At 48.7% G+C, this 18,805-nt stretch carries 19 protein-coding genes and 1 tRNA gene; 9 read left to right on the top strand and 11 right to left on the bottom strand.

What is annotated here, in order from left to right; genetic code table 11:
• Positions 1 to 96 precede the first annotated feature (96 nt).
• Positions 97 to 173 (top strand) — tRNA-Met (locus CWB99_RS05285).
• 425 nt (positions 174 to 598) lie between these two features.
• Here CWB99_RS05285 and CWB99_RS05280 read toward each other — a convergent pair.
• From CWB99_RS05280 to CWB99_RS05250, 7 genes are all read right to left on the bottom strand, one after another.
• Complete coding sequence (locus tag CWB99_RS05280; protein ID WP_138549646.1) at positions 599 to 832, bottom strand: hypothetical protein; 234 nt, start codon at positions 830 to 832, stop codon at positions 599 to 601.
• A gap of 176 nt (positions 833 to 1,008) precedes the next feature.
• Positions 1,009 to 2,193: a dipeptidase gene (locus tag CWB99_RS05275; RefSeq protein WP_138549645.1), complete on the bottom strand. Its 1,185-nt coding sequence runs from the start codon at positions 2,191 to 2,193 to the stop codon at positions 1,009 to 1,011.
• A gap of 98 nt (positions 2,194 to 2,291) precedes the next feature.
• Positions 2,292 to 2,537: a YheU family protein gene (locus CWB99_RS05270; RefSeq protein WP_138549644.1), complete on the bottom strand. Its 246-nt coding sequence runs from the start codon at positions 2,535 to 2,537 to the stop codon at positions 2,292 to 2,294.
• A gap of 7 nt (positions 2,538 to 2,544) precedes the next feature.
• The gene (locus CWB99_RS05265; protein ID WP_138549643.1) at positions 2,545 to 3,534 is read right to left on the bottom strand and encodes a hydrolase; all 990 of its coding nucleotides are present in this window, start codon (positions 3,532 to 3,534) and stop codon (positions 2,545 to 2,547) included.
• A 309-nt stretch (positions 3,535 to 3,843) separates the two neighbouring features.
• Complete coding sequence (locus CWB99_RS24550) at positions 3,844 to 3,984, bottom strand: DUF3149 domain-containing protein (protein WP_010386996.1); 141 nt, start codon at positions 3,982 to 3,984, stop codon at positions 3,844 to 3,846.
• Between the two features lie 118 nt (positions 3,985 to 4,102).
• Positions 4,103 to 4,546, bottom strand: a complete 444-nt coding sequence (locus CWB99_RS05255) for a TIGR02444 family protein (RefSeq protein WP_138549642.1) — start codon at positions 4,544 to 4,546, stop codon at positions 4,103 to 4,105.
• Positions 4,540 to 6,462 (bottom strand): ATP-binding cassette domain-containing protein, encoded by a 1,923-nt coding sequence (locus CWB99_RS05250; protein ID WP_138549641.1) that lies wholly within the window; start codon positions 6,460 to 6,462, stop codon positions 4,540 to 4,542. The genes CWB99_RS05255 and CWB99_RS05250 overlap by 7 nt, the downstream gene beginning before the upstream one ends.
• A gap of 160 nt (positions 6,463 to 6,622) precedes the next feature.
• Here CWB99_RS05250 and CWB99_RS05245 point away from each other — a divergent pair, with 160 nt between their 5' ends.
• Entirely contained in the window at positions 6,623 to 6,823 is a 201-nt protein-coding gene (locus CWB99_RS05245) for a YheV family putative zinc ribbon protein (RefSeq protein ID WP_010386993.1), read from the top strand.
• A gap of 28 nt (positions 6,824 to 6,851) precedes the next feature.
• Here the strand turns inward: CWB99_RS05245 and CWB99_RS05240 are convergent, their stop codons facing one another.
• Both CWB99_RS05240 and CWB99_RS05235 read right to left on the bottom strand, forming a co-directional pair.
• Positions 6,852 to 7,064, bottom strand: coding sequence for a SlyX family protein (locus CWB99_RS05240; protein WP_054017639.1), 213 nt, complete (start codon positions 7,062 to 7,064; stop codon positions 6,852 to 6,854).
• A gap of 2 nt (positions 7,065 to 7,066) precedes the next feature.
• The gene (locus CWB99_RS05235) at positions 7,067 to 8,059 is read right to left on the bottom strand and encodes a WD40 repeat domain-containing protein (protein ID WP_138549640.1); all 993 of its coding nucleotides are present in this window, start codon (positions 8,057 to 8,059) and stop codon (positions 7,067 to 7,069) included.
• A 281-nt stretch (positions 8,060 to 8,340) separates the two neighbouring features.
• Here CWB99_RS05235 and fkpA point away from each other — a divergent pair, with 281 nt between their 5' ends.
• Complete coding sequence (fkpA, locus tag CWB99_RS05230) at positions 8,341 to 9,111, top strand: FKBP-type peptidyl-prolyl cis-trans isomerase (protein WP_138549639.1); 771 nt, start codon at positions 8,341 to 8,343, stop codon at positions 9,109 to 9,111.
• Between the two features lie 119 nt (positions 9,112 to 9,230).
• On the opposite strand, the gene rsd is transcribed toward fkpA, so the two are convergent.
• Positions 9,231 to 9,704: a sigma D regulator gene (gene rsd / locus CWB99_RS05225; RefSeq protein WP_138546565.1), complete on the bottom strand. Its 474-nt coding sequence runs from the start codon at positions 9,702 to 9,704 to the stop codon at positions 9,231 to 9,233.
• 643 nt (positions 9,705 to 10,347) lie between these two features.
• On the opposite strand from rsd, the gene hemE reads away from it, so the two are divergent.
• On the top strand, positions 10,348 to 11,415 hold the full coding sequence (gene hemE / locus CWB99_RS05220) for a uroporphyrinogen decarboxylase (RefSeq protein WP_046006930.1): 1,068 nt from the start codon (positions 10,348 to 10,350) through the stop codon (positions 11,413 to 11,415).
• A 76-nt stretch (positions 11,416 to 11,491) separates the two neighbouring features.
• Here the strand turns inward: hemE and speE are convergent, their stop codons facing one another.
• Complete coding sequence (speE, locus tag CWB99_RS05215; protein ID WP_138549638.1) at positions 11,492 to 12,358, bottom strand: polyamine aminopropyltransferase; 867 nt, start codon at positions 12,356 to 12,358, stop codon at positions 11,492 to 11,494.
• A gap of 241 nt (positions 12,359 to 12,599) precedes the next feature.
• On the opposite strand from speE, the gene speA reads away from it, so the two are divergent.
• The 5 genes from speA (at position 12,600) to CWB99_RS05190 (ending at position 18,632) form a co-directional block, all read left to right on the top strand.
• Positions 12,600 to 14,480, top strand: coding sequence for a biosynthetic arginine decarboxylase (speA, locus tag CWB99_RS05210; RefSeq protein ID WP_138549637.1), 1,881 nt, complete (start codon positions 12,600 to 12,602; stop codon positions 14,478 to 14,480).
• A 154-nt stretch (positions 14,481 to 14,634) separates the two neighbouring features.
• Entirely contained in the window at positions 14,635 to 15,558 is a 924-nt protein-coding gene (locus CWB99_RS05205; protein WP_138549636.1) for an acyltransferase, read from the top strand.
• A gap of 23 nt (positions 15,559 to 15,581) precedes the next feature.
• The gene (locus tag CWB99_RS05200; RefSeq protein WP_138549635.1) at positions 15,582 to 16,502 is read left to right on the top strand and encodes an acetyltransferase; all 921 of its coding nucleotides are present in this window, start codon (positions 15,582 to 15,584) and stop codon (positions 16,500 to 16,502) included.
• Complete coding sequence (locus CWB99_RS05195) at positions 16,499 to 17,704, top strand: mechanosensitive ion channel family protein (RefSeq protein WP_138549634.1); 1,206 nt, start codon at positions 16,499 to 16,501, stop codon at positions 17,702 to 17,704. The genes CWB99_RS05200 and CWB99_RS05195 overlap by 4 nt, the downstream gene beginning before the upstream one ends.
• 109 nt (positions 17,705 to 17,813) lie before the next feature.
• Positions 17,814 to 18,632, top strand: a complete 819-nt coding sequence (locus tag CWB99_RS05190) for a substrate-binding periplasmic protein (RefSeq protein WP_138549633.1) — start codon at positions 17,814 to 17,816, stop codon at positions 18,630 to 18,632.
• The last annotated feature ends 173 nt before the right edge of the window (positions 18,633 to 18,805 follow it).

Raw genomic sequence — 18,805 nt, 5'->3', positions numbered from 1 at the left:
TTCGTCGGGCTCGTTAATTCCAAAATCGCCGAAGGTCGTCGGTTCAAATCTGGCTATCAGCTTCTTTCAGTAGAAGTAAAACACTGAATATACAGGCGCGGGATGGAGCAGCCTGGTAGCTCGTCGGGCTCATAACCCGAAGGTCGTCGGTTCAAATCCGGCTCCCGCAACCACTTCCTTATGTGGTAACGCCGAAGGTCGTCGGTTCACTCTTCATAAATCAAGGTCTCCCGAAAACACTCTATGAGTGGTAACGCCGAAGGTCGTCGGTGCGTTTTTCATATCTAAGCTCTCTTTCACTGTTCAATCATTATTTAACTTAACTTGTCATTTTCGTTTTTCTCCGTTTTCGTTTTCTCATTGCTCCAATCATCAACACGTTTTTTTAGTTTTATTACATTTGCCTCAGCGCTTCTGCGTCTAGTCTCACAGTTACTTTGTACTTTCAATTTAATGTTTTTTTTCTGAGTGTCTTTGATCGTTATCGAATGCGATAGGGGAGAGTAATCATGAGCTTGGTTTTTCAACGGCCTTAGCGGGAATGACTGGTAGGCCTTACTCGTGTGCTGCACACACGAATAAGGCACTTATCACTCAATTAGCACAGACAGCTATGACCAACATTACAGCTGGCCTGAGCGGTGATATTACAACAGTGTGATAAGTTCTGGCGCGATGCACAGCGTGATGTATCCTGACATGTAGAGCCAGGTCTTGTGGTGCCCGTCATTGTGCCAAAGCCAGCGCCGGCTACCTGAGGAGTTTGCTCAAGCTGAACTTTGTTATCCTGTGTCAGTGATTTAAGCTTTTTCTTATTGATTTTCAGTTTCATGGATATTTCCTTATCTATTTTTTGAAGGCTCTCGCCAATATGTGAACGTTTTTTGTTCAAATTAAGTCTATTTGATTAATTAAGGATATGGAAGAGCTGTGAGTGTAATTGAGGCAAAGTGACTAAAAGAGTTTGGGGGGAGAAGGAGAAGTGGCGTGACCACTTCTCACTGGGTATTAAAACTGTTTGGCGTATTCTTCAGCCTGACGCCAGACGCGCAGGGTGTTGCCGCCCAGAATTTTCTTGATCTGTCCTTCGGTGTAGTTACGGTCTAACAGACCCTGTACCAGGTTAGGGTAAGTTGAAACATCTTTTAATCCGATAGGCAGAGAATCACCCACACCGTCATAATCAGAGCCAATGCCCACATGGTCGATACCGATCAGCTTAACCACGTGGTCAATATGATCCAGTACTTGCTCTAGGGTGGCGTAAGGGAAGGGGTTTTTCGCACGATACGCTGCTCTGAAATCGGTTTTACTCTTACCCTGACTGGTTGCCTGTGCTTCTGCCTCATTACGTTGGTCGTACCAAGCGCGTGAGCTGCTGGTCACAAAGCTGGAACCAAAGTTAATTTGAATCACACCGCCATTCTTTTTCAGGGCTTTTAGCATTTTGTCATCCATATTACGCTCAAAACCCGGGGTGTATTTACGCAAGGATGAGTGTGAGGCAATCACAGGCACTTTAGACAGCTCCATCACCTGATAAAACGCAGCATCTGAGATATGGGAAACGTCGATCAGCATGCCAATCTTATTCATCTCAACGACCAGCTCTTTACCAAATGGGCTCAGGCCTTTCCATTTACGGCGAATATCGTATGACGAGTCGGAAATATGGTTGCTTTGCGAATGGGCCAGTGTGATGTAGCGCACGCCACGGTCGAAGAAATGCTTCAGGTTGGCCATATCGCCTTCGATAGGCGAGCCATTCTCCATGCCCATAGCAACAGAGATCTTCTTTTCGCGGAAATGGCGATAGATGTCTTTGGTGTTGTAGGCCATGGCAAACTTATCTGGTGCTCGTTGTGCCAACGCTTCCATCCCATCGATCAACTGGTTAGCCAGCTGGTAACTCTTGCCTTTGCCTTCAAACTCCAGGTTAGCGGGAATATAAATCGACATAAATGGCGCATTCAAGCCACCTTGCACAGCGCGAGGGTAGTCGAAGTCGCCGCTTTTGGTGGCTTTAGTCACATCTTCCCAGTGCTCCAGAATACGATAGGGCACATCGATGTGAGTATCGATCAGAATATTTTGCTTCGCGATGTGTCTGGCGCGTTCAGACACCTGAATATCATTGGCATAGGCGTTCGACAGGCTTAAAGCCAGTGCGCAGAGTGTAGCGGGTAACTTCATGGATTGACCTTATTATTCTTTGTAGTGTGTGTCGATTGTAGCAAGTTGGCGCTTATCTACAATTCATTCTGTCGGTCAGCCAGCGAGGCTGACCGCATTTATTCGTAGTCGTATTCCTGTGTCTGCATAGCGTGAAACTGAGCTTTTGAGACAATATTCACGGACTCGTGTAGCTCGGAATACACCAGCAAGGCTTCACCCGATTTGAGCTGAGTGTGGACCTGCTCGACTTTGCGTTCTGTACTGACTTCACTGTCACCATAGTCGGTGCCTTCACGCAGCACATAATGTTCAATCAGGTTGTTTAGTGTGGTTGGGTCCAGTTGTTGGTATGGAATGATCATAAATTTCTTAAACTCGATGAGTGAGTAATGAATGCAAATAAGCCGGTACAATCTGTTCAAGCCAGAAAACCGGCTTGAAAGGATTACGACCTGCAATAAAGCCGACATGACCACCACGCTGAGACACCGCCAGGGTAACCTGATCACTGATCTGATCCTGAGTGGGCACTGCACGGCTCGACAGCATGGGATCATCTTGTGCATGGATCAGCAAAGTTGGTGTGGCTATCTGTTTTAGATAGGGTTGAGCACTGGCCTTGGCGTAGTAATCTTCAGCACCTTTAAATCCATGCAATGGTGCCGTGATCCGCTCATCAAACTGCCACAGATCGCGGATCTGTTGTATCTCATCCCGGCCGATCTGGAGTGCGTGCTCGATTTGATCGAACTTGCGCGAGAAAGATCGTTTCATACGATCAAGTAAGTACTTTTGGTACAGTTTAAAACAGCTTTTTCGGATCACCTGGCACGAGGAGGACAAATGATAGGGCGCAGAGATCACGGCAGCACCATCGAGCAGGCTATTACGACCTTGTTCACCCAGGTACTTGGCCAGTACATTACCACCGAGTGAGAATCCCACGGCGTATATAGGGCGATCTGCAAAACGTTGCTTCAAAGTGCGGAGCAAAAATGCCAGGTCACCGGTTTCACCGCTGTGGTAGGCCCGGGGCTGACGATTTACCTGACGCGAGCAATTGCGAAAATGCATCAACACGGCATCCAGCCCGGTGGCGGTCAGGGCGCGGAGTAGCCCCTTGGCATAGAAACTATTGATATTGCCTTCCAGTCCATGTAGCACGACAACCAGTGGGGCGTGTTGATCCCCTTCATTGGCCCAGGCCAGTTCTAAAAAGTCATCATCGGGTGTGTCGAGATGCTCATAGCGCACATCGGCTTTCAGGGTTGGCCTGAACATGCGGGGCAAAATGGTTTGCAGGTGACGGTTGCGCATCCACCAGGCGGGTTGAAAGGATAACTCTGACGGCTTTAACATGTGGTTCGTATTTCCTGTAAATACCTCTGCGACAGTGAGGCTCATGCACGTAATCAGAAGAAAAATCGTCTGGTCTGATGTCAATGAATAGACTGGTATGATGAGCCTGAAATGGGATCAGTGTATCAAACTGGGGGAAATAACCCAAAAAATGTTCGAAGCAGGTATTAAGTGAAATTGGTATAATAAAAAGCACCCGACCAGCAGGGCTGATAAGGTGCTTTGTGCGTCGTGCTTAATTCTAGAACGGGAACTAATTGCTTAACGTTTTAACAACATGTTTCGAATAACATAAAAGAGTGTCGACTGTTACTCAGGTACTTCTGCTTCTTGCACTTTCTTGATGAAGTAGTAGACGTAGAAACAACACAGTACGATTACCACGCCCAAGATGCCGAAAGAGAGAAATAACACTGGGTCAGTAAAAAAGTCTCTGAAGAATACGTTCATGTCTGTGCCTCCTGATTTGTCGATGAGGTAATCTTAGTCGAGCACTCATAAGGCAGATATGATCAAGATCAAGTTTCACCAGTGCCCATGCGGGACTTGGTAAATTGCTTGATCCCGATCATGTTTTTGCAGGGATGCAGGCTTGTTGCTCGGGTGTCAGGTAGTGATTTAGATTGTCCGTTGACGGGTTTTGCTGCAGAGGGTGTTGATTGAGATAGTCGATAAGCAGAGACTGTTGCAGCTTCTCCTGGGCCAGCTCTGCTTTGAGCATGTGCTGACGCAGCTCAGCATAAGCCTTATAGTGCTTATGCTGTTGCTTCAGTATGGCGCGTACTTTACGTTGCGGATGTAAAACGCGGTGGTCAAATGCTTCACACTTCGTGTGCAGTTCCTCAAATTGCTCAGTTGTGAGCGTGATACCGAGTTCGTCGAGGTACATCAGCAACAAAATCAGGTTCACATTTTTGTGTTCGGCCTCTTGTAGCGTGAGTAGTGCGTCCTGCATACCTGCACGGGCATAGTGCGTGCAGGCATAGGTCCAGAAATCTTCGGCATCTAGCATATTTCGCCACTTTGCTCGAAGTGAGCCTGTTTCTCTTCCAGCTCTTCAAGTGCCAGCAACAGGGCTTCCTCTGTGTCGTTCAGCTCGGGTGTCAGCTTAGCCTGTTGAGCCAGCAGCTCACTGAGTCTGCCCTTGTTTTGTTCTGAGTACAGGTCATTATCGGCCAGTGCTGTTTCCACCTCACCTAGTGCAGCGCTGAGCTTATCCAGTTCTTTTTCGAGCTTATCTATCGACTTCTTCAGCGGTTGAACGGCCTTGCGGAACTCGGCTTCCAGGCGTTTCTGCTCTTTACGGTTCACACTCGAGTGGGCTTTGTCTTCACTGCTGTCTTTGCGCACCGCTTCTTTATTGGCGTTGAGCAGCCACTGGTAATAGGCATCCAGGTCATAGCCAAATGCACTTACCTCGCCCTGGTCAACCAGGTAATATTCGTCCGCGGTGTGTTTAAGCATGTGGCGGTCGTGCGAGACGGTGACCATAGCACCCTCAAAGCCTTGCAGTGCCATGACCAGTGCATGGCGCATCTCCAGATCCAGGTGGTTGGTTGGCTCATCCAGCAATAACAGGTTAGGTTTCTGATAGACCAGCATGGCCAGCACCAGGCGCGCTTTTTCACCACCGGAAAATGGCTTGACCGGCTCCAGCGCTTTGTCGCCATTAAACGCAAATCCTCCCAGAAAATCGCGCAGTGATTGCTCGCTGGCCTGAGGATCAAGACGTTGTAAGTGGGTTACCGCACTGGCAGAAAGATCCAACGACTCCAGCTGGTGCTGGGCGAAGTAGCCAATTTTCAGTCCCTGATGCTGAAAGACTTCGCCTGCCTGTGGTAACAACTCACCTGCAAGCAGTTTTATCAGCGTTGACTTACCGGCACCGTTACGGCCGAGCAGGGCAATGCGGCTGCCAGGCACCAGGTTGAGTTTGATCTTGTGTAAGATAGTCACATCACCATATCCGGCCTGAGCCTGATCCAGTGTCATCAGCGGGTTAGGCATATTGTCCGGGTTGCTAAACTCAAAACTGAACGGCGAGTCGGCATGAGCGGGGGCCAGTTTTTCCATCCGTTCCAGCGCTTTAACCCGGCTCTGTGCTTGTTTGGCTTTACTCGCTTTGGCTTTGAAACGGGTAATAAACTGCTCCAGGTGAGCGATGGTAGCTTGTTGTTTTTCGTATAACGCCTGTTGCTGCGCCATGCGCTCGGCCTTTTGGCGCTCAAACTGCGAGTAGTGGCCTTTATACACATTGAGCTGTTGCTGGTCGACATGCCAGATCTGATCGACCACGGCATCGAGGAATTCGCGGTCGTGTGAGATCAGCACTAACGTGCCCTGGTAGGCTTTTAAGAAACGCTCCAGCCAGTATACAGCATCGAGATCAAGGTGGTTGGTTGGCTCATCCAGCAGTAACAGATCGGCATCGCGGATCAGTGCCTGAGCGAGGTTCAAACGCATTCGCCAGCCCCCGGAAAACGCGCTCACGGCATCGCTGAGTTGTGCATTGCTAAACCCTAAGCCATGCAGTAGCTCTCCCGCTTTGGCTTCAATACCATAGCCGCCAACCACTTCTATCTGCTGATGCAGGCGTGCCTGTTCGGCACCATCGCCGGATGCTTCGGCACTGTGTAGCGCACTGCGCAGGGCATAGTATTCCGGATGACCCTGCAGCACGTATTCCAGTGCACTGACAGCCAGTGCCGGGGTTTCCTGTTTTACAGATGCAATGGACCAGTCTTTCGGGATTTGCAACTCGCCCGCATCCAGGTGTAATTCTGATTTGAGCAAAGCAAATAGGGAGGACTTGCCACAGCCATTGGCCCCGACCAAACCCACTTTGTGTTGTGGGAATAAGGTGGCACTGGCATTTTTCAGCAGTGTTTTACCACCGCGCATAAGTTCAATAGTCGAAAGCTGGATCATACCGTTACATCACTGTTTGATAATGCGCTCATCATAACACGGATCCCCGAAGACACTCCAAGCGTATCAACAGTGAGTAATATAGGATAAAATACACGGAGAGGGCGCAGTGCCCATGCTGTGAGTTGTAAACTGAACCACAAACCTGAGGTAACTAAAGGTGAGAAAGAAAAAGCGCTTTATTGCAGGAGCATCCTGCCCTGAATGTCATGAAGCTGACGTCATGATGTTGTACAAAGAGCATGACGTGGAAAAGGTTGAATGTGTGAAGTGTGGTCATATCATGACGCAACCGAAAGAGGCTGTTCAGGCTTCAACGCGCCAGTTTGAACAGGTTATTGGTGTGTTCAGACCTGAATAATCGGAGCCAGAACGGCTCCGTAACCCTATCAATAGTGTGGCGGAGGCGGCTCCTGATGCTGCGGCATCATACCCGAGTCTTTACCTTCTTTAATCTTTTCAGCCAGTAATTCAATCTGGCGCTGCATTTTGGCAAGGCGTACCTGATGCGCACTCAGCTCATTGTTTAAAGTCTCTATGGTATCGTCCTGAAACGCCACTTTGGCTTCCAGCTCATTAACGCGATTTTCGAGTTCTGTCATGGTTACTCTCTTGCAAATTGTTCTAACAGGCCGCTGGAACTTTCTGTCAGCAGGGTTGCATCGTCTCCTGTAAATGCGACATCAAAGACAACGGCAGACTTGGGGCGGCTCCCCTGCCTAGGTTTTACGCGCCAGGTAGCGAGTTTTTCACCGTCTTCAACCTGCCACAGGGTGAGTTGTCGGTTTGGTGAGCCTGTTGCAATTAACCGCCCATCCTGATTAAAGCGTACGGCACTGAATATCTTTTGCCGCGCAATATACTGTAATTGCGCTTTGATTTCACCCGAAGTGAGCTGCCAGATACTGGCCTTTTTCATACTGTCTGCGGTAAAGGCATAACGTCCCTCGGGATCCAGCGCGACTTTAGTGACCCGGCTGGGGTGGTTAAAACGGTGGATCACCTGCCCGGTACGGGTATCCCAAAAGTAAGCACTGTAATCGTTGGCGCCGCTTAATGCGAAGTGGCCATTGGGCGACAACGCAATACTATTAATTTTTTCTTGGTGACCAAGGAACTCTATGCGTCTGCCGCTATCTAAGTCGAGATGTACGACGACGTTGTCGCTGCGTCCGTACAGGACATAGCGACCTTCGTTGCTGATTGCGATGTCTCTGATGGTGCCTTGTTCTATCTGGTAATAGCCAATATTCTGGCCGTCAGATAAACGCCAGATGGCAAAGCGATCATTGGCTGCTGTGACGGCGCTGGAATTATCGTGGGCAATGGCCAGTGAGTGAACCAGTTCATCGGCCTGTTGAGACTGGGACCACTGATACTTCAGTCCATGTGTGGTGTTGTCCCATAAAACCACCCCATGTTCGATGGATGACACTAAACTGTAACGCCCGTCGTGTGAAATAGCGGCGGCGAATGCACCTCGGGCGGCATGTTCGACGGTTAACAGGGCGTCAGAGCTGTCCCCTGAGCAGCCAGATAGCGATGAAGTGATGAGTAATAAGGCATATTTTGTATTGTGCCGTAAATTTTTGGGCATAAATTCGGTATTTCCTCTTAACTCCATGATTTGCACCGAGTAGACTAGTGGGTAATTTGCAGAGGCCGTTCACCTGATATTAGCCTATCGGTACATGAATGTCGCCGCTCACGAAATGAATTTTCTGTCAAATTAGAGAAATTTGGCTTTATGCGCTGCGGATGTTAATGTGGCATCCACCCTTTTTAAGATTAATATAATTTTAACAATAATTTTAACAAAGACACCCAACCAGGATAGTGATAGTCGCACTCTGAGCCTGGGTTTGTCGGAGAGAAAACATGAAACACACAATTAAGTTATCTTTAGTGGCTGCCTCGGTTTTGGCACTGACCGCTTGTAATCAAAAGGCAGAAGAAAAAGCTGCCAAAGCTGAAGAAGTGAAGCTGGAAACAGAAGTTCAGCAACAGGCTTATGGTATTGGCGCATCGGTTGGTAACTTCCTGCAAAAAGACATGGCAGACAAAAAAGAGCTGGGTATTGAGTTAGACCAGGCTTTGATCATGCGTGGTTTCAAAGATGCGCTGGATGGCAATGCAAAGCTGGACGAAGCGAAAATTCGTGAAGTGCTGACTGCACTGGATTCATCTGTACGCGAAAAGCAAACTGCAAAAGCTCAAGCCGATGCTGAGAAGAACAAAGTGGAAGGTGCTGAGTACCTGGCAGCCAATGCTAAGAAAGACGGTGTGACTGTAACCGAATCAGGTCTTCAGTATGAAGTACTGAGCGAAGGCGAAGGCAAAAAGCCAGTTGCCACTGACATCGTTAAAGTTCACTACAAAGGCACTTTACTGGACGGTTCTGAATTTGACAGCTCTTACTCACGCAACCAGCCTGCAACTTTCCCTCTGAACCAGGTTATCGCTGGCTGGACTGAAGGTCTGCAGCTGATGGCAGTTGGTTCTAAGTATAAGTTCACTATCCCTTCAGAGCTGGGCTACGGCGAACGTAATCTGGGTAAAATCCCTGCTAACTCAACACTGGTATTCGAAGTAGAGCTACTTGAAATCCAGGAAGAGAAAGACCACGGTCACGCACACGACTCAGAGTAATATGTTGTGTTGTTCCAGCCTCGTCTATCGGTGGGGCTGATAACACAGACAATAAAAAAGGACCGGTTAGGTCCTTTTTTATTGTCTGTTTTGCTACTTTAAAGTGTCACTCTGTGTGATCAATCTTCACTGTGGTTGGCGTAGAGGTTATCAATCAACTCATCTTCGAGTGCAAAGCGCAATTCCAGAGCTTCTCCCAGTTCTGAGAGATCCTTATCAAAGTCTGACATCAGATTGTCTGGCTGCATTTCTGCATACTTGTCATTGAAGTCCAGTGCCAGATCGGTGGTATCTGTGATCCTGGGATACAGCGACTGCGCCAGCTTCAGGCTTTGCGGGCCTTTCTCTTTGCAGGCTGCGACCAGGTTATCATAAATTTCGAAGTGCCCGGCTGACAGGTAATCCATCAGGATCTGACAAAAAGTCTGGATCTGTAGCTGGTCAGGCAGGGCGTGGTCATCCTGTTCGAAAGGTGACAGTCCTGCGACTTTACAATACAGCAGCAAAAGCTCCTGTCGCTCAGCTAACCAGTTGTCGATAACGCTATGGCTACCTCCCCACCTTTGTTGGGCTTGTTCTAAGCGTGACAGCATAGTTATCTCCTTAGCGGGTCATTATCTGCCCGTGGCTTGCCAAAAACATCGGCACAGATTGACCCAAAATGGGGTCAAAACTTGATAGTAAACACCGAAAACCGGTTATGCCGAAATTGTTTATCTGACCTCTATAAAAAGGAAAACTGATGCAAAGGTCAACCTATTTTTTTACCAAGTGAGCAATTTACAGGAAGTGTTTCTGATGTAGGTTCGGTAATAACTCTTGTTTACAGGTCAAACAGTTAAGTATTGGGTAGGGTGACTGACGATATGTTTGAAAAAAGTTAAACAAAAAAGCCGCCTCAGGTGGTATTCCTGAGCGGCTATCAATGCAGTTTAGCAATAGAGCTTTATTATTATTGGTTTTAAAGGTGTTTTTATTCTTCTTAGCGCAGCAAATTTATAGCAAGCTTTTACCCTTGTTGCAAACAGTTTAATCGAGTGTTTTAAGTCTGGTTTGTAATTTGTTGAAGTAAAAGGGTTTTAATTTTACGCATGTTGGGTGAAAAGTGACCGCTCTCTCTGAGTTCTGTTAATCCAGATCATACTGACGGGAATTTGCATGCTGTTTCAATAGTGACGTATTCAAGTTAATGATACAATCTGAGCAATTTTTACAGCATTGGAATGAAATTACGCTATGAGCGAGTTGAAAAATGATCGTTACCTGCGCGCGTTGATGAAACAACCCGTAGATGTTACGCCCGTTTGGATGATGCGTCAGGCTGGTCGCTATCTTCCTGAATACCGAGCGACCCGTGCGCAAGCCGGAGACTTTATGAGTCTGTGTAAAAACGCGGAACTGGCGTGTGAAGTTACCCTGCAGCCATTGCGTCGTTACCCGCTTGATGCGGCGATCTTATTCAGCGATATCCTGACCATCCCGGATGCGATGGGACTGGGTCTGTACTTTGAAACAGGGGAAGGGCCTAAATTCGAACGCCCAATCAGCTCGCTGAGCGATGTGCAAAAGCTGCCTAAACTGGATCCAACCGATGAGTTGGGCTATGTGATGAATGCCGTGAGCACTATCCGTCGTGAACTTAAAGGCGAAGTGCCGTTAATCGGGTTCTCTGGTTCTCCGTGGACACTGGCGACCTATATGATTGAGGGCGGCAGCAGCAAGACCTTTGGTAAGATCAAGAAAATGGCCTTTGCCGAGCCTAAGACCTTGCACCTGCTACTCGATAAAGTCGCGGATTCCGTCATTGACTACCTGAATGCACAGGTCAAAGCTGGTGCCCAGTCTCTGATGATCTTTGACTCATGGGGTGGGGTGCTAAGCCCACGCGACTACAAAGAATTCTCGCTACAATACATGCACAAGATCGTAGATGGTCTGATCCGTGAAAACGATGGTCGTAAAGTACCGGTCACTTTGTTCACCAAAAATGGCGGCCAGTGGATTGAAGCCATTGCGGCAACGGGCTGTGATGCGGTTGGCCTGGACTGGACAATCGACATCGCCGATGCCAGACGCCGCGTGGGTGACAAAGTCGCACTGCAAGGCAATATGGACCCGTCTATGTTGCACGGTACACCAGAGCGTATTCGTGAAGAGGTACAGCATATCCTGTCTGGCTATGGTCAGGGATCAGGACATGTGTTCAATCTGGGTCATGGTATTACTCCAGATGTAGACCCTGAGAATGCAGGCGTGTTTATTAACGCCGTACATGAATTCAGCCGTCAGTACCATCAGGAATAACTGACAGGCAAAAAACAAACAACCCGGCAGATGCCGGGTTTTTTATGTCTGGACAAACGCTGCCAGTGAGCAGGTATTAATCTTTGCTTTCAAAAGCGCGGCGCATAAATCCAGGGGTTGCCAGGGCGCCTTTGTGTATTCCGGTATTGTAATATTCAGTGTCAAAGCCAGCTTGTTCGGCATCCTGTTCGCGGAAGCCGTTAAACATCTCGCCTTTACGTGCCAGCGTTGCTGACCACAGACCACTTGGGTAGATGGGTTGCGGGAATGGCAGGGTTTGCAGATCAACAAAGCCAACATCCAGCATGGCCTGGCGCATTTCTTTTAGTAAGGTCATGTGCATCAGTGGAGACTCGCTTTGCTGAACCAAAATACCGCCCGGACGCAGTGCTTTCAGGCAGCTGGTATAAAATGCATGGTTAAACAGGCCCTCGCCAGGTCCGACCGGATCGGTACCATCGACAATAACCACATCAACGGATTCTGGCGCTGCGTTGTGCATATATTTGATGCCGTCATCAAACATCACGGTGGCACGAGGGTCATCGTTAGAGGCGCACAGCTCAGGGAAATACTTTAATGACATTTGCGTAACGACTTCGTCAATGTCGATTTGAGTCACGGTTTCTACGTTCGGGTGCTTGAGTACTTCACGTAGCGTACCGCAGTCACCACCACCGATGATCACCACATTCTTGGGGGCCGGATGAGAAAATAAAGCCGGGTGGCTCATCATCTCATGATAGAAAAAGTTTTCCCGAGTGCTGACCATAGTACAGCCGTCGATGATCATCAGATTACCAAAATCTGTGGTCTCGTACATTTCAACATTTTGAAATGGTGACTGGATCTCGTCCAGTTTACGGTTGACGCGCAATGAGAACGCGCTGCCATCACGGTCGCTGATCTCAGTAAACCAGCGGTTTGCTTCTAAATTTGACATTGTTGCCTTCATGCAGATGTAATTTTCAGAGATTTTGCCAGCGCTTTCGCCCCAGCTCAATCTATTTTAGCGCATAAACGACGACTCGGTTAGGAACAAAGTAAGGCGAGAAAGTTGCTCGGCCAGCAAAGCTCGCCAAAATGACGGGCCTGTTTTGTCGCTTGGTCTGGCAAAAGATTGTCACATCTTGGCCTTAAGTATTAAAATATGCAGTCTGTAAAGCTAGTTAATAGAGATTGCCATGACCTGGGGTTTGCAAACCGCACGTGCTACTTATAACGTCACTCACTGGAGCGAAGGATATTTTGACATCAATGAGCAGGGGGAGCTGGTTGCCTATCCCGATGGCGATCGCGCAAAACCGGCTATTTCACTGGTTGAGTTAACCGAGCGCTTCAAAGAGCAAGGCCTGACTTTGCCCGTGTTGGTACGATTTACCGATATTCTCAATAGCCGCGTTGAAACCATGACACAGGCTTTTTCACAGGCAACTGCAGCCAAATCTTATCAGGGGCAATACACTTGTGTTTATCCTATCAAGGTGAATCAGCAACGCTCCGTCGTCAGTAAGTTACTGGCACATCCGAGCGGCCTGGTTGGTCTTGAAGCCGGGTCTAAACCCGAACTCATGGCGATACTGGGCATTGCCAAAGATCCCATCACCATTGTTTGCAATGGCTACAAAGACAGCGAGTTCCTGCGCCTGGCGATGATCGGCCAGGCGATGGGCCACAAAGTGCAGATCGTGATTGAAAAGCTCTCTGAGCTGGATACTTTGCTCAAGGAGATCTCGATTTTGGGCATTGAGCCGGCCATTGGCATTCGTATACGTCTCAATTCCATCGGTAAAGGAAAATGGCAGAACACAGGCGGAGAAAAAGGGAAGTTTGGTCTGACGGCCAGTCAGGTGCTCAGTGCGTTAGACAAGCTCAAAGCGCAAGGCAAACTGCACTTAATGCAACTGGTACACTTCCACATTGGCTCGCAGATAGCCAATATTCGCGATATTCAGCGCGCGTTGCGTGAGTGTGCTCGCCATTATGCCGAGCTGTCTCAGCTGGGCGTACCATTAAAAACAGTCGATGTGGGTGGCGGCCTGGGGGTGGATTACGAAGGGTCCGGGTCTCGCAGTGCCTGCTCAATGAACTATACCGTGGCTGAATATGCCCGCAATGTTGTTGGGGCTTTTGCCGAAGTGGCAGAGCAGCACGGGTTGCGTCATCCGGATATCATTACCGAATCCGGCCGGGCACTGACGGCACACCACGCGGTGCTGATCACTGACGTAATTGACGTGGAAAAAGCACCTTATCAGACCAATCCCAGTGCGCCAACCCAATCTGCGCACCATATCCAGCAGGAGCTATGGTTATCACTGCAAAGGTTGACTCCCAGGCTGGCCATAGAAACGTACCATGATGCCATGCACCTGTTTGGTGATGGTCATGATCAATATGTTCATGGCCTGATTGGCATGCAGCAATGGGCACAAATTGAGCAGTTGTATTTCACTATCTTACAAAGAGTCAAAGAATGCCTGAATATTCATTCGCGCTCGCACCGCGAGGTGCTCGATGAGCTTAATGAAAAGCTGGCGGATAAGCTGTTTGTAAACTTCTCATTGTTCCAGTCCTTACCGGATGTCTGGGGGATCCAGCAGCTGTTCCCGGTGATGCCCATTGCGGCTTTGGATCAGCCGCTCACTCAGCGTGCGGTGATCCAGGATATCACTTGTGATTCAGACGGCCAGATCCGGGAGTACGTAGAAGGGGCAGGGATTGAATCCAGCTTGCCTATTCCGCCTTATCAGCCGGGTGAGCAGTACCATATTGCAATGTTTATGGTGGGGGCATATCAGGAAATCCTCGGCGACTTGCACAACCTGTTTGGCGATACTGACTCGGTTCATGTGGAACTCACTCAGTCAGGCTACGAGCTGAGCAATGCCATAAAAGGCGACAGCGTTGAAGATGTACTGAGGTTTGTACACTATGACAAAGCCGTACTGGCAGAGAATTTTACCACGCAAATCTCTGCACTGGCGGTTGATGAGGCAACTAAAGCCGACTATCTGGCACAGCTACACGCCGGGCTCAGTGGCTATACCTATTTTGAAGACTAAGTTCCCGTCCATTCGTAAGTAAGCACCGGCTGCCCCACGAACCTTGGCAGCCGAGGCCCCGGTATGATGTAATAGGGCCAGCTTGTTTGTCTAAATATATGGTCTGAGTGTGCAATCACTCACACCATCGTCAGTCGTAGTAAAGGAACATTGCATGTCGTTAATCCGTCAGGTGCTGGGGTTACTGTTATACGCTATTAATACATTGGTCTGGTTTATCCCTATTTTTTTATTGGGGGTGATCAAACTCTTACCAATTGCGCCTTTGCAAAAAGTCGCCAGTCGCATTGCCAAAGGGTGTGCCAGTTTGTGGGTTGCAGGTAATAATCTCAACCAATCGGTTGTTTCGCCATTTCAACTCAATGTGTCAATGCCAGAGACAGTGAAAGCGAAAGACTGGTACCTGGTTATTGCCAACCATCAGAGCTGGGTAGACATATTGATCTTACAGCGGGTATTGCACCGTAAAATTCCTTTTCTGAATTTTTTTCTGAAAAAAGAACTGCTTTACGTGCCTGTACTTGGGCTTGCCTGGTGGGCGCTTGATTTTCCGTTTATGAAACGGACCAGCAAAAGTCAGCTGAAGAAAAACCCTAAGCTCCGTGGTAAAGACGTTGAAACCACGCGTAATGCATGTGAAAAGTTCAAAACCATGCCGGTGAGTATCGTCAACTTCGTCGAAGGGACGCGTTTCACAGAGCAAAAGCATCAGCGCCAGAATAGCCCTTTTAAGCACCTGCTCAAACCAAAAGCAGGTGGTATCGCATTTGTGATGCAGGCAATGGGAGAGCAGATCAATCAGGTGGTGAATGTGACCATCCACTATCCTGGTGGTATTCCCAGTTTTATGGACTTTGTAGCTGGCCGTGTTGACGAGGTTAGCGTGCAGATAGAGTTGATGCCAGTCAGTCAGGATTTGATTGGTGACTACAGTAATGACAATGAATTCAGGGTGCGCTTTCAAAGCGAGCTAAACCGTCTGTGGGGGCAAAAAGATCAGCAACTAGAGGTGTTGGCAGCGGATCACAGCCGGGATGTCGTGTCTGCCGAACAGCATGAAAAGTCGCAACAGTCCTGAGTTATTGAGGTGATGGAGGTGGTATGTTGAAAAGGTTTTTACCAGCCTGGCTAGCAGGAGCACTGGCTACTATGATACTGCTGGCTAACACCCTGTTGTGGGGCGTTGTCGTGTTTGCATTGGGATTGGTAAAGTGTATTTTGCCACTGCGCGGTGTGTCAGACATACTGCACTGGGCGTACAAAGGCTGGTGCCGGGGCAATCGTCTGGGGCTTCAGCTTGGTTGTGCTGAGGTCGTGCTGGACTTGCCTGAGCAAATGAGCGAGCAGGCCTGGTATATGCTGGTGGCCAATCATATCAGCTGGTTAGACATTGTGGTGCTTAGCGCACTAGACCGATTACCGGCACCTAAATTTTTTCTTAAAGATGAACTCAAATATGTGCCGCTGATCGGCACCGGTGCGTGGGCGCTGGGTATGCCCTTTATGAAGCGTGCAAGCAAGGCGAAAATCGCTAAAAATCCTAAGCTCAAAGGGATGGATGTCGAGCGCACCCGGCACAGTTGTCGTCATTTTCGACAGCATCCTACGACTGTGATTAATTTTGTTGAAGGGACTCGTTTTACCGCACAAAAGCACCAGCGTCAGGGGGGAGAGTTTCATTATTTGCTCAAGCCTAAAGCGGGTGGAGTGGCTTTCGCGTTAGAAGTATTAGCACAGCAACTCGACGGCATGCTTGATGCTACGGTGATTTATCAGAGCCCGGATCAGCATATCTGCCGCAGCTTTATGTGTGGCAAATTGCAGCGCATCGATGTGCGTATCCGACTATTGTCGATGGCCAGTGTGCCACTGGGCAACTACCAGACAGACAAGCAATACCGGGTGGCATTTCAGGCTTACCTGAATCAGCTGTGGCTCGACAAAGATGCGCAACTGACCGCTTATTGGGAGCAACCACAGAGTCAGGACACTGTGTGTGGCGATGAGGTGAAGCAGGCATGAAGGTAACGCACCTCAGTGAAGTGCTGGCTCCCTGGGTCGGCTCAACCTCTTATTCAGGTTTGCTGATATTGGGCACCAATGTGCTTGCGTTGGTGATCTTGCTGTTGGTCTTTTGGTTGATCCGTCAGTGGCTACTGCCGCGTATTCAGCACTTTTTAAGTGAGAACTCAACGTCTAAAATCGGTTTTCTTGCCCCCTATCTGAGTAAATTCAGCGGACGTTTCTCGTTGATGATGTGTACGCTGATGTTTATCGCGTTCAAAGAAGCGCTGTTTATTGCGCCGCTGTGGTTATTTAACGTGCTGGGCGTGGTCTCTCAGGTTTTGCTGGTGATCAGTATAGGCTTCTTGCTGAGCAGCTTAGTAAATATAGTGAACGCGATTTACAACCAGCAACCATTTGCCAAAAGTGTCCCTATTCAGAGCTTAGTGCAGGTCAGCAAACTGCTGATCTTTATTGTCTGTGCCATTTTAGTGATCAGCCTGGCGATAGATAAGTCGCCAACCTATATCTTGTCCGGGTTTGGTGCCATCGCTGCCGTGACCTTATTGGTGTTTAAAGATACCATTTTGGGGTTAGTGGCCAGTATTCAGATTGCGGCTAACCGCCTGCTGGCAACCGGAGACTGGATCCAGGTTGATGCATTTGGTGCCGACGGTGAGGTGATCGAAGTCGGTCTCAATACCGTGCGCGTGCGCAACTGGGATAACACAGTAACCACCATTCCTACCTATAAAATCATTTCTGACTCATTTAAAAACTGGCGGGCCATGCAGGAATCCAACGGACGCCGGATAAAGCGAGCTATCTATATTGATTTTGATTCTATCCACTTACTGAGTCCGGATGAGCTGAGCGCGCTGAGCCAAGAGTTGCCTGAGGTGGCAGAGATTGTGCAGCATAGTACTGAGCAGCGTTGGAGTAATGTGTCTTTGTTTCGCCGCTATGCCGAAGCTTATCTGAAAACGCATCCACAAGTGAATCCGGAATGTTTGTGTATGGTGCGAGAGTTGGCCCCAACGCAGTATGGTTTGCCTGTAGAGTTATACTGCTTTAGTCAGGATAAACGCTGGGTACCATATGAACATTTGCAAGCCGACTTGCTTGATCATGTACTTACGGTGATGCCCTATTTTTCATTGCGACCCTACCAGGTTATCTCAAGTCATCAAAACGAAATAAATCACAAAAAACCAGAGTAAGCCGCGGAACCTTGTGTTATCTTTACGATTAAGATTTTATCTTTTTATGACATATTTGTGACATGGAGACGAGTTAGGTTGCTGAGTTGCCCAAGAGGTAGGTAGTGCAATGAAGTTTTTTTTAGCAATCATGCTGGTATTGAGCTTGTATTCAACAAAACAGGCCTTTGCAGACCATGAACAAATTCTGGTCGCGGTCGATCACGCACCGCCTTACAGCGCGTTAGATGAAAAGGGGAATGCAAAAGGCCTGATCCTCGATATCCTCAATTATATTAAACACCACAGTGACGAAGACATAACCGTCAAGGCGGTGCCCTGTCCTTTTTCCCGTTGTATTCGCATGCTGGCCCAGGGAGAGGTTGATGTAATGGGTGGCCTGGTCAGAACACCGGCGCGTGAGAGCCAGATGTCGTTTGTGACACCGCCATACATGGCGCTGTCTTCCTCCTATGTTTTTTACGGGCATCAGCATAGTCAGGTAAAAGTTGAGCGTTACGAAGACCTGATTGGCAAACGGATCGCGATAATGCGTGGGGCTGCCTTCTTCCCGCGTTTTGATAAAGACACACGGCTTGATAAAGTCGAAGTACCGTCTGAGCGCGTTGCCATTGATCTGGTGCTTAAAGGGCGGGTTGATTTGGTGATTGCCGTGGAGGACACTGCTGACTTGGCAATGAATGTTCTGTCGCAACCAGCCCATCAGCTGAGAAAGATGGCTTACCGTCATACCCAGGTGATCTATGGCCATATGGCAATGAGCCGCGAGTTTTCACAAAGCCATGTCGGTCGTGAATTCAGCGAACACATGCGCCAGATGGCGAAAAACAAAGTCCTTGATAAGCTGGTCGCACCGTATCAGTTACCTGCTATCCCGCCTCAGCTGTTGTCTGAAGAGACGGGGCGCATGCACACCAATACATTCTAAGGCGTGGATCTGGTGTGCGCGGTGAAGCTGTTGCTAAATTGCAGAACCAGTTGCGCTATATCGTCGTAAGCCTGTGCGCTGACTTCGTTGCCTGAATCCCCATTGGTGAGCAATACAAAACCGCGTTGGTGACGTAAATCACCATAGATCTGAGTGAGTACGCCTGGATCATC

The sequence above is a fragment of the Pseudoalteromonas rubra genome, assembly GCF_005887095.1.
Taxonomy (GTDB): domain Bacteria; phylum Pseudomonadota; class Gammaproteobacteria; order Enterobacterales; family Alteromonadaceae; genus Pseudoalteromonas; species Pseudoalteromonas rubra_E.
Note: the sequence above shows the minus strand (reverse complement) of the source record. Positions and strands in the feature narration are given on the sequence as shown.

Coding starts and splice junctions, on each gene's coding strand:
- CWB99_RS05280 (WP_138549646.1), bottom strand. CDS start 832: ATGAAACTGAAAATCAATAAGAAAAAGCTTAAATCACTGACACAGGAT.
- CWB99_RS05275 (WP_138549645.1), bottom strand. CDS start 2,193: ATGAAGTTACCCGCTACACTCTGCGCACTGGCTTTAAGCCTGTCGAAC.
- CWB99_RS05270 (WP_138549644.1), bottom strand. CDS start 2,537: ATGATCATTCCATACCAACAACTGGACCCAACCACACTAAACAACCTG.
- CWB99_RS05265 (WP_138549643.1), bottom strand. CDS start 3,534: ATGTTAAAGCCGTCAGAGTTATCCTTTCAACCCGCCTGGTGGATGCGC.
- CWB99_RS24550 (WP_010386996.1), bottom strand. CDS start 3,984: ATGAACGTATTCTTCAGAGACTTTTTTACTGACCCAGTGTTATTTCTC.
- CWB99_RS05255 (WP_138549642.1), bottom strand. CDS start 4,546: ATGCTAGATGCCGAAGATTTCTGGACCTATGCCTGCACGCACTATGCC.
- CWB99_RS05250 (WP_138549641.1), bottom strand. CDS start 6,462: ATGATCCAGCTTTCGACTATTGAACTTATGCGCGGTGGTAAAACACTG.
- CWB99_RS05240 (WP_054017639.1), bottom strand. CDS start 7,064: ATGACAGAACTCGAAAATCGCGTTAATGAGCTGGAAGCCAAAGTGGCG.
- CWB99_RS05235 (WP_138549640.1), bottom strand. CDS start 8,059: ATGCCCAAAAATTTACGGCACAATACAAAATATGCCTTATTACTCATC.
- fkpA (WP_138549639.1), top strand. CDS start 8,341: ATGAAACACACAATTAAGTTATCTTTAGTGGCTGCCTCGGTTTTGGCA.
- rsd (WP_138546565.1), bottom strand. CDS start 9,704: ATGCTGTCACGCTTAGAACAAGCCCAACAAAGGTGGGGAGGTAGCCAT.
- hemE (WP_046006930.1), top strand. CDS start 10,348: ATGAGCGAGTTGAAAAATGATCGTTACCTGCGCGCGTTGATGAAACAA.
- speE (WP_138549638.1), bottom strand. CDS start 12,358: ATGTCAAATTTAGAAGCAAACCGCTGGTTTACTGAGATCAGCGACCGT.
- speA (WP_138549637.1), top strand. CDS start 12,600: ATGACCTGGGGTTTGCAAACCGCACGTGCTACTTATAACGTCACTCAC.
- CWB99_RS05205 (WP_138549636.1), top strand. CDS start 14,635: ATGTCGTTAATCCGTCAGGTGCTGGGGTTACTGTTATACGCTATTAAT.
- CWB99_RS05200 (WP_138549635.1), top strand. CDS start 15,582: ATGTTGAAAAGGTTTTTACCAGCCTGGCTAGCAGGAGCACTGGCTACT.
- CWB99_RS05195 (WP_138549634.1), top strand. CDS start 16,499: ATGAAGGTAACGCACCTCAGTGAAGTGCTGGCTCCCTGGGTCGGCTCA.
- CWB99_RS05190 (WP_138549633.1), top strand. CDS start 17,814: ATGAAGTTTTTTTTAGCAATCATGCTGGTATTGAGCTTGTATTCAACA.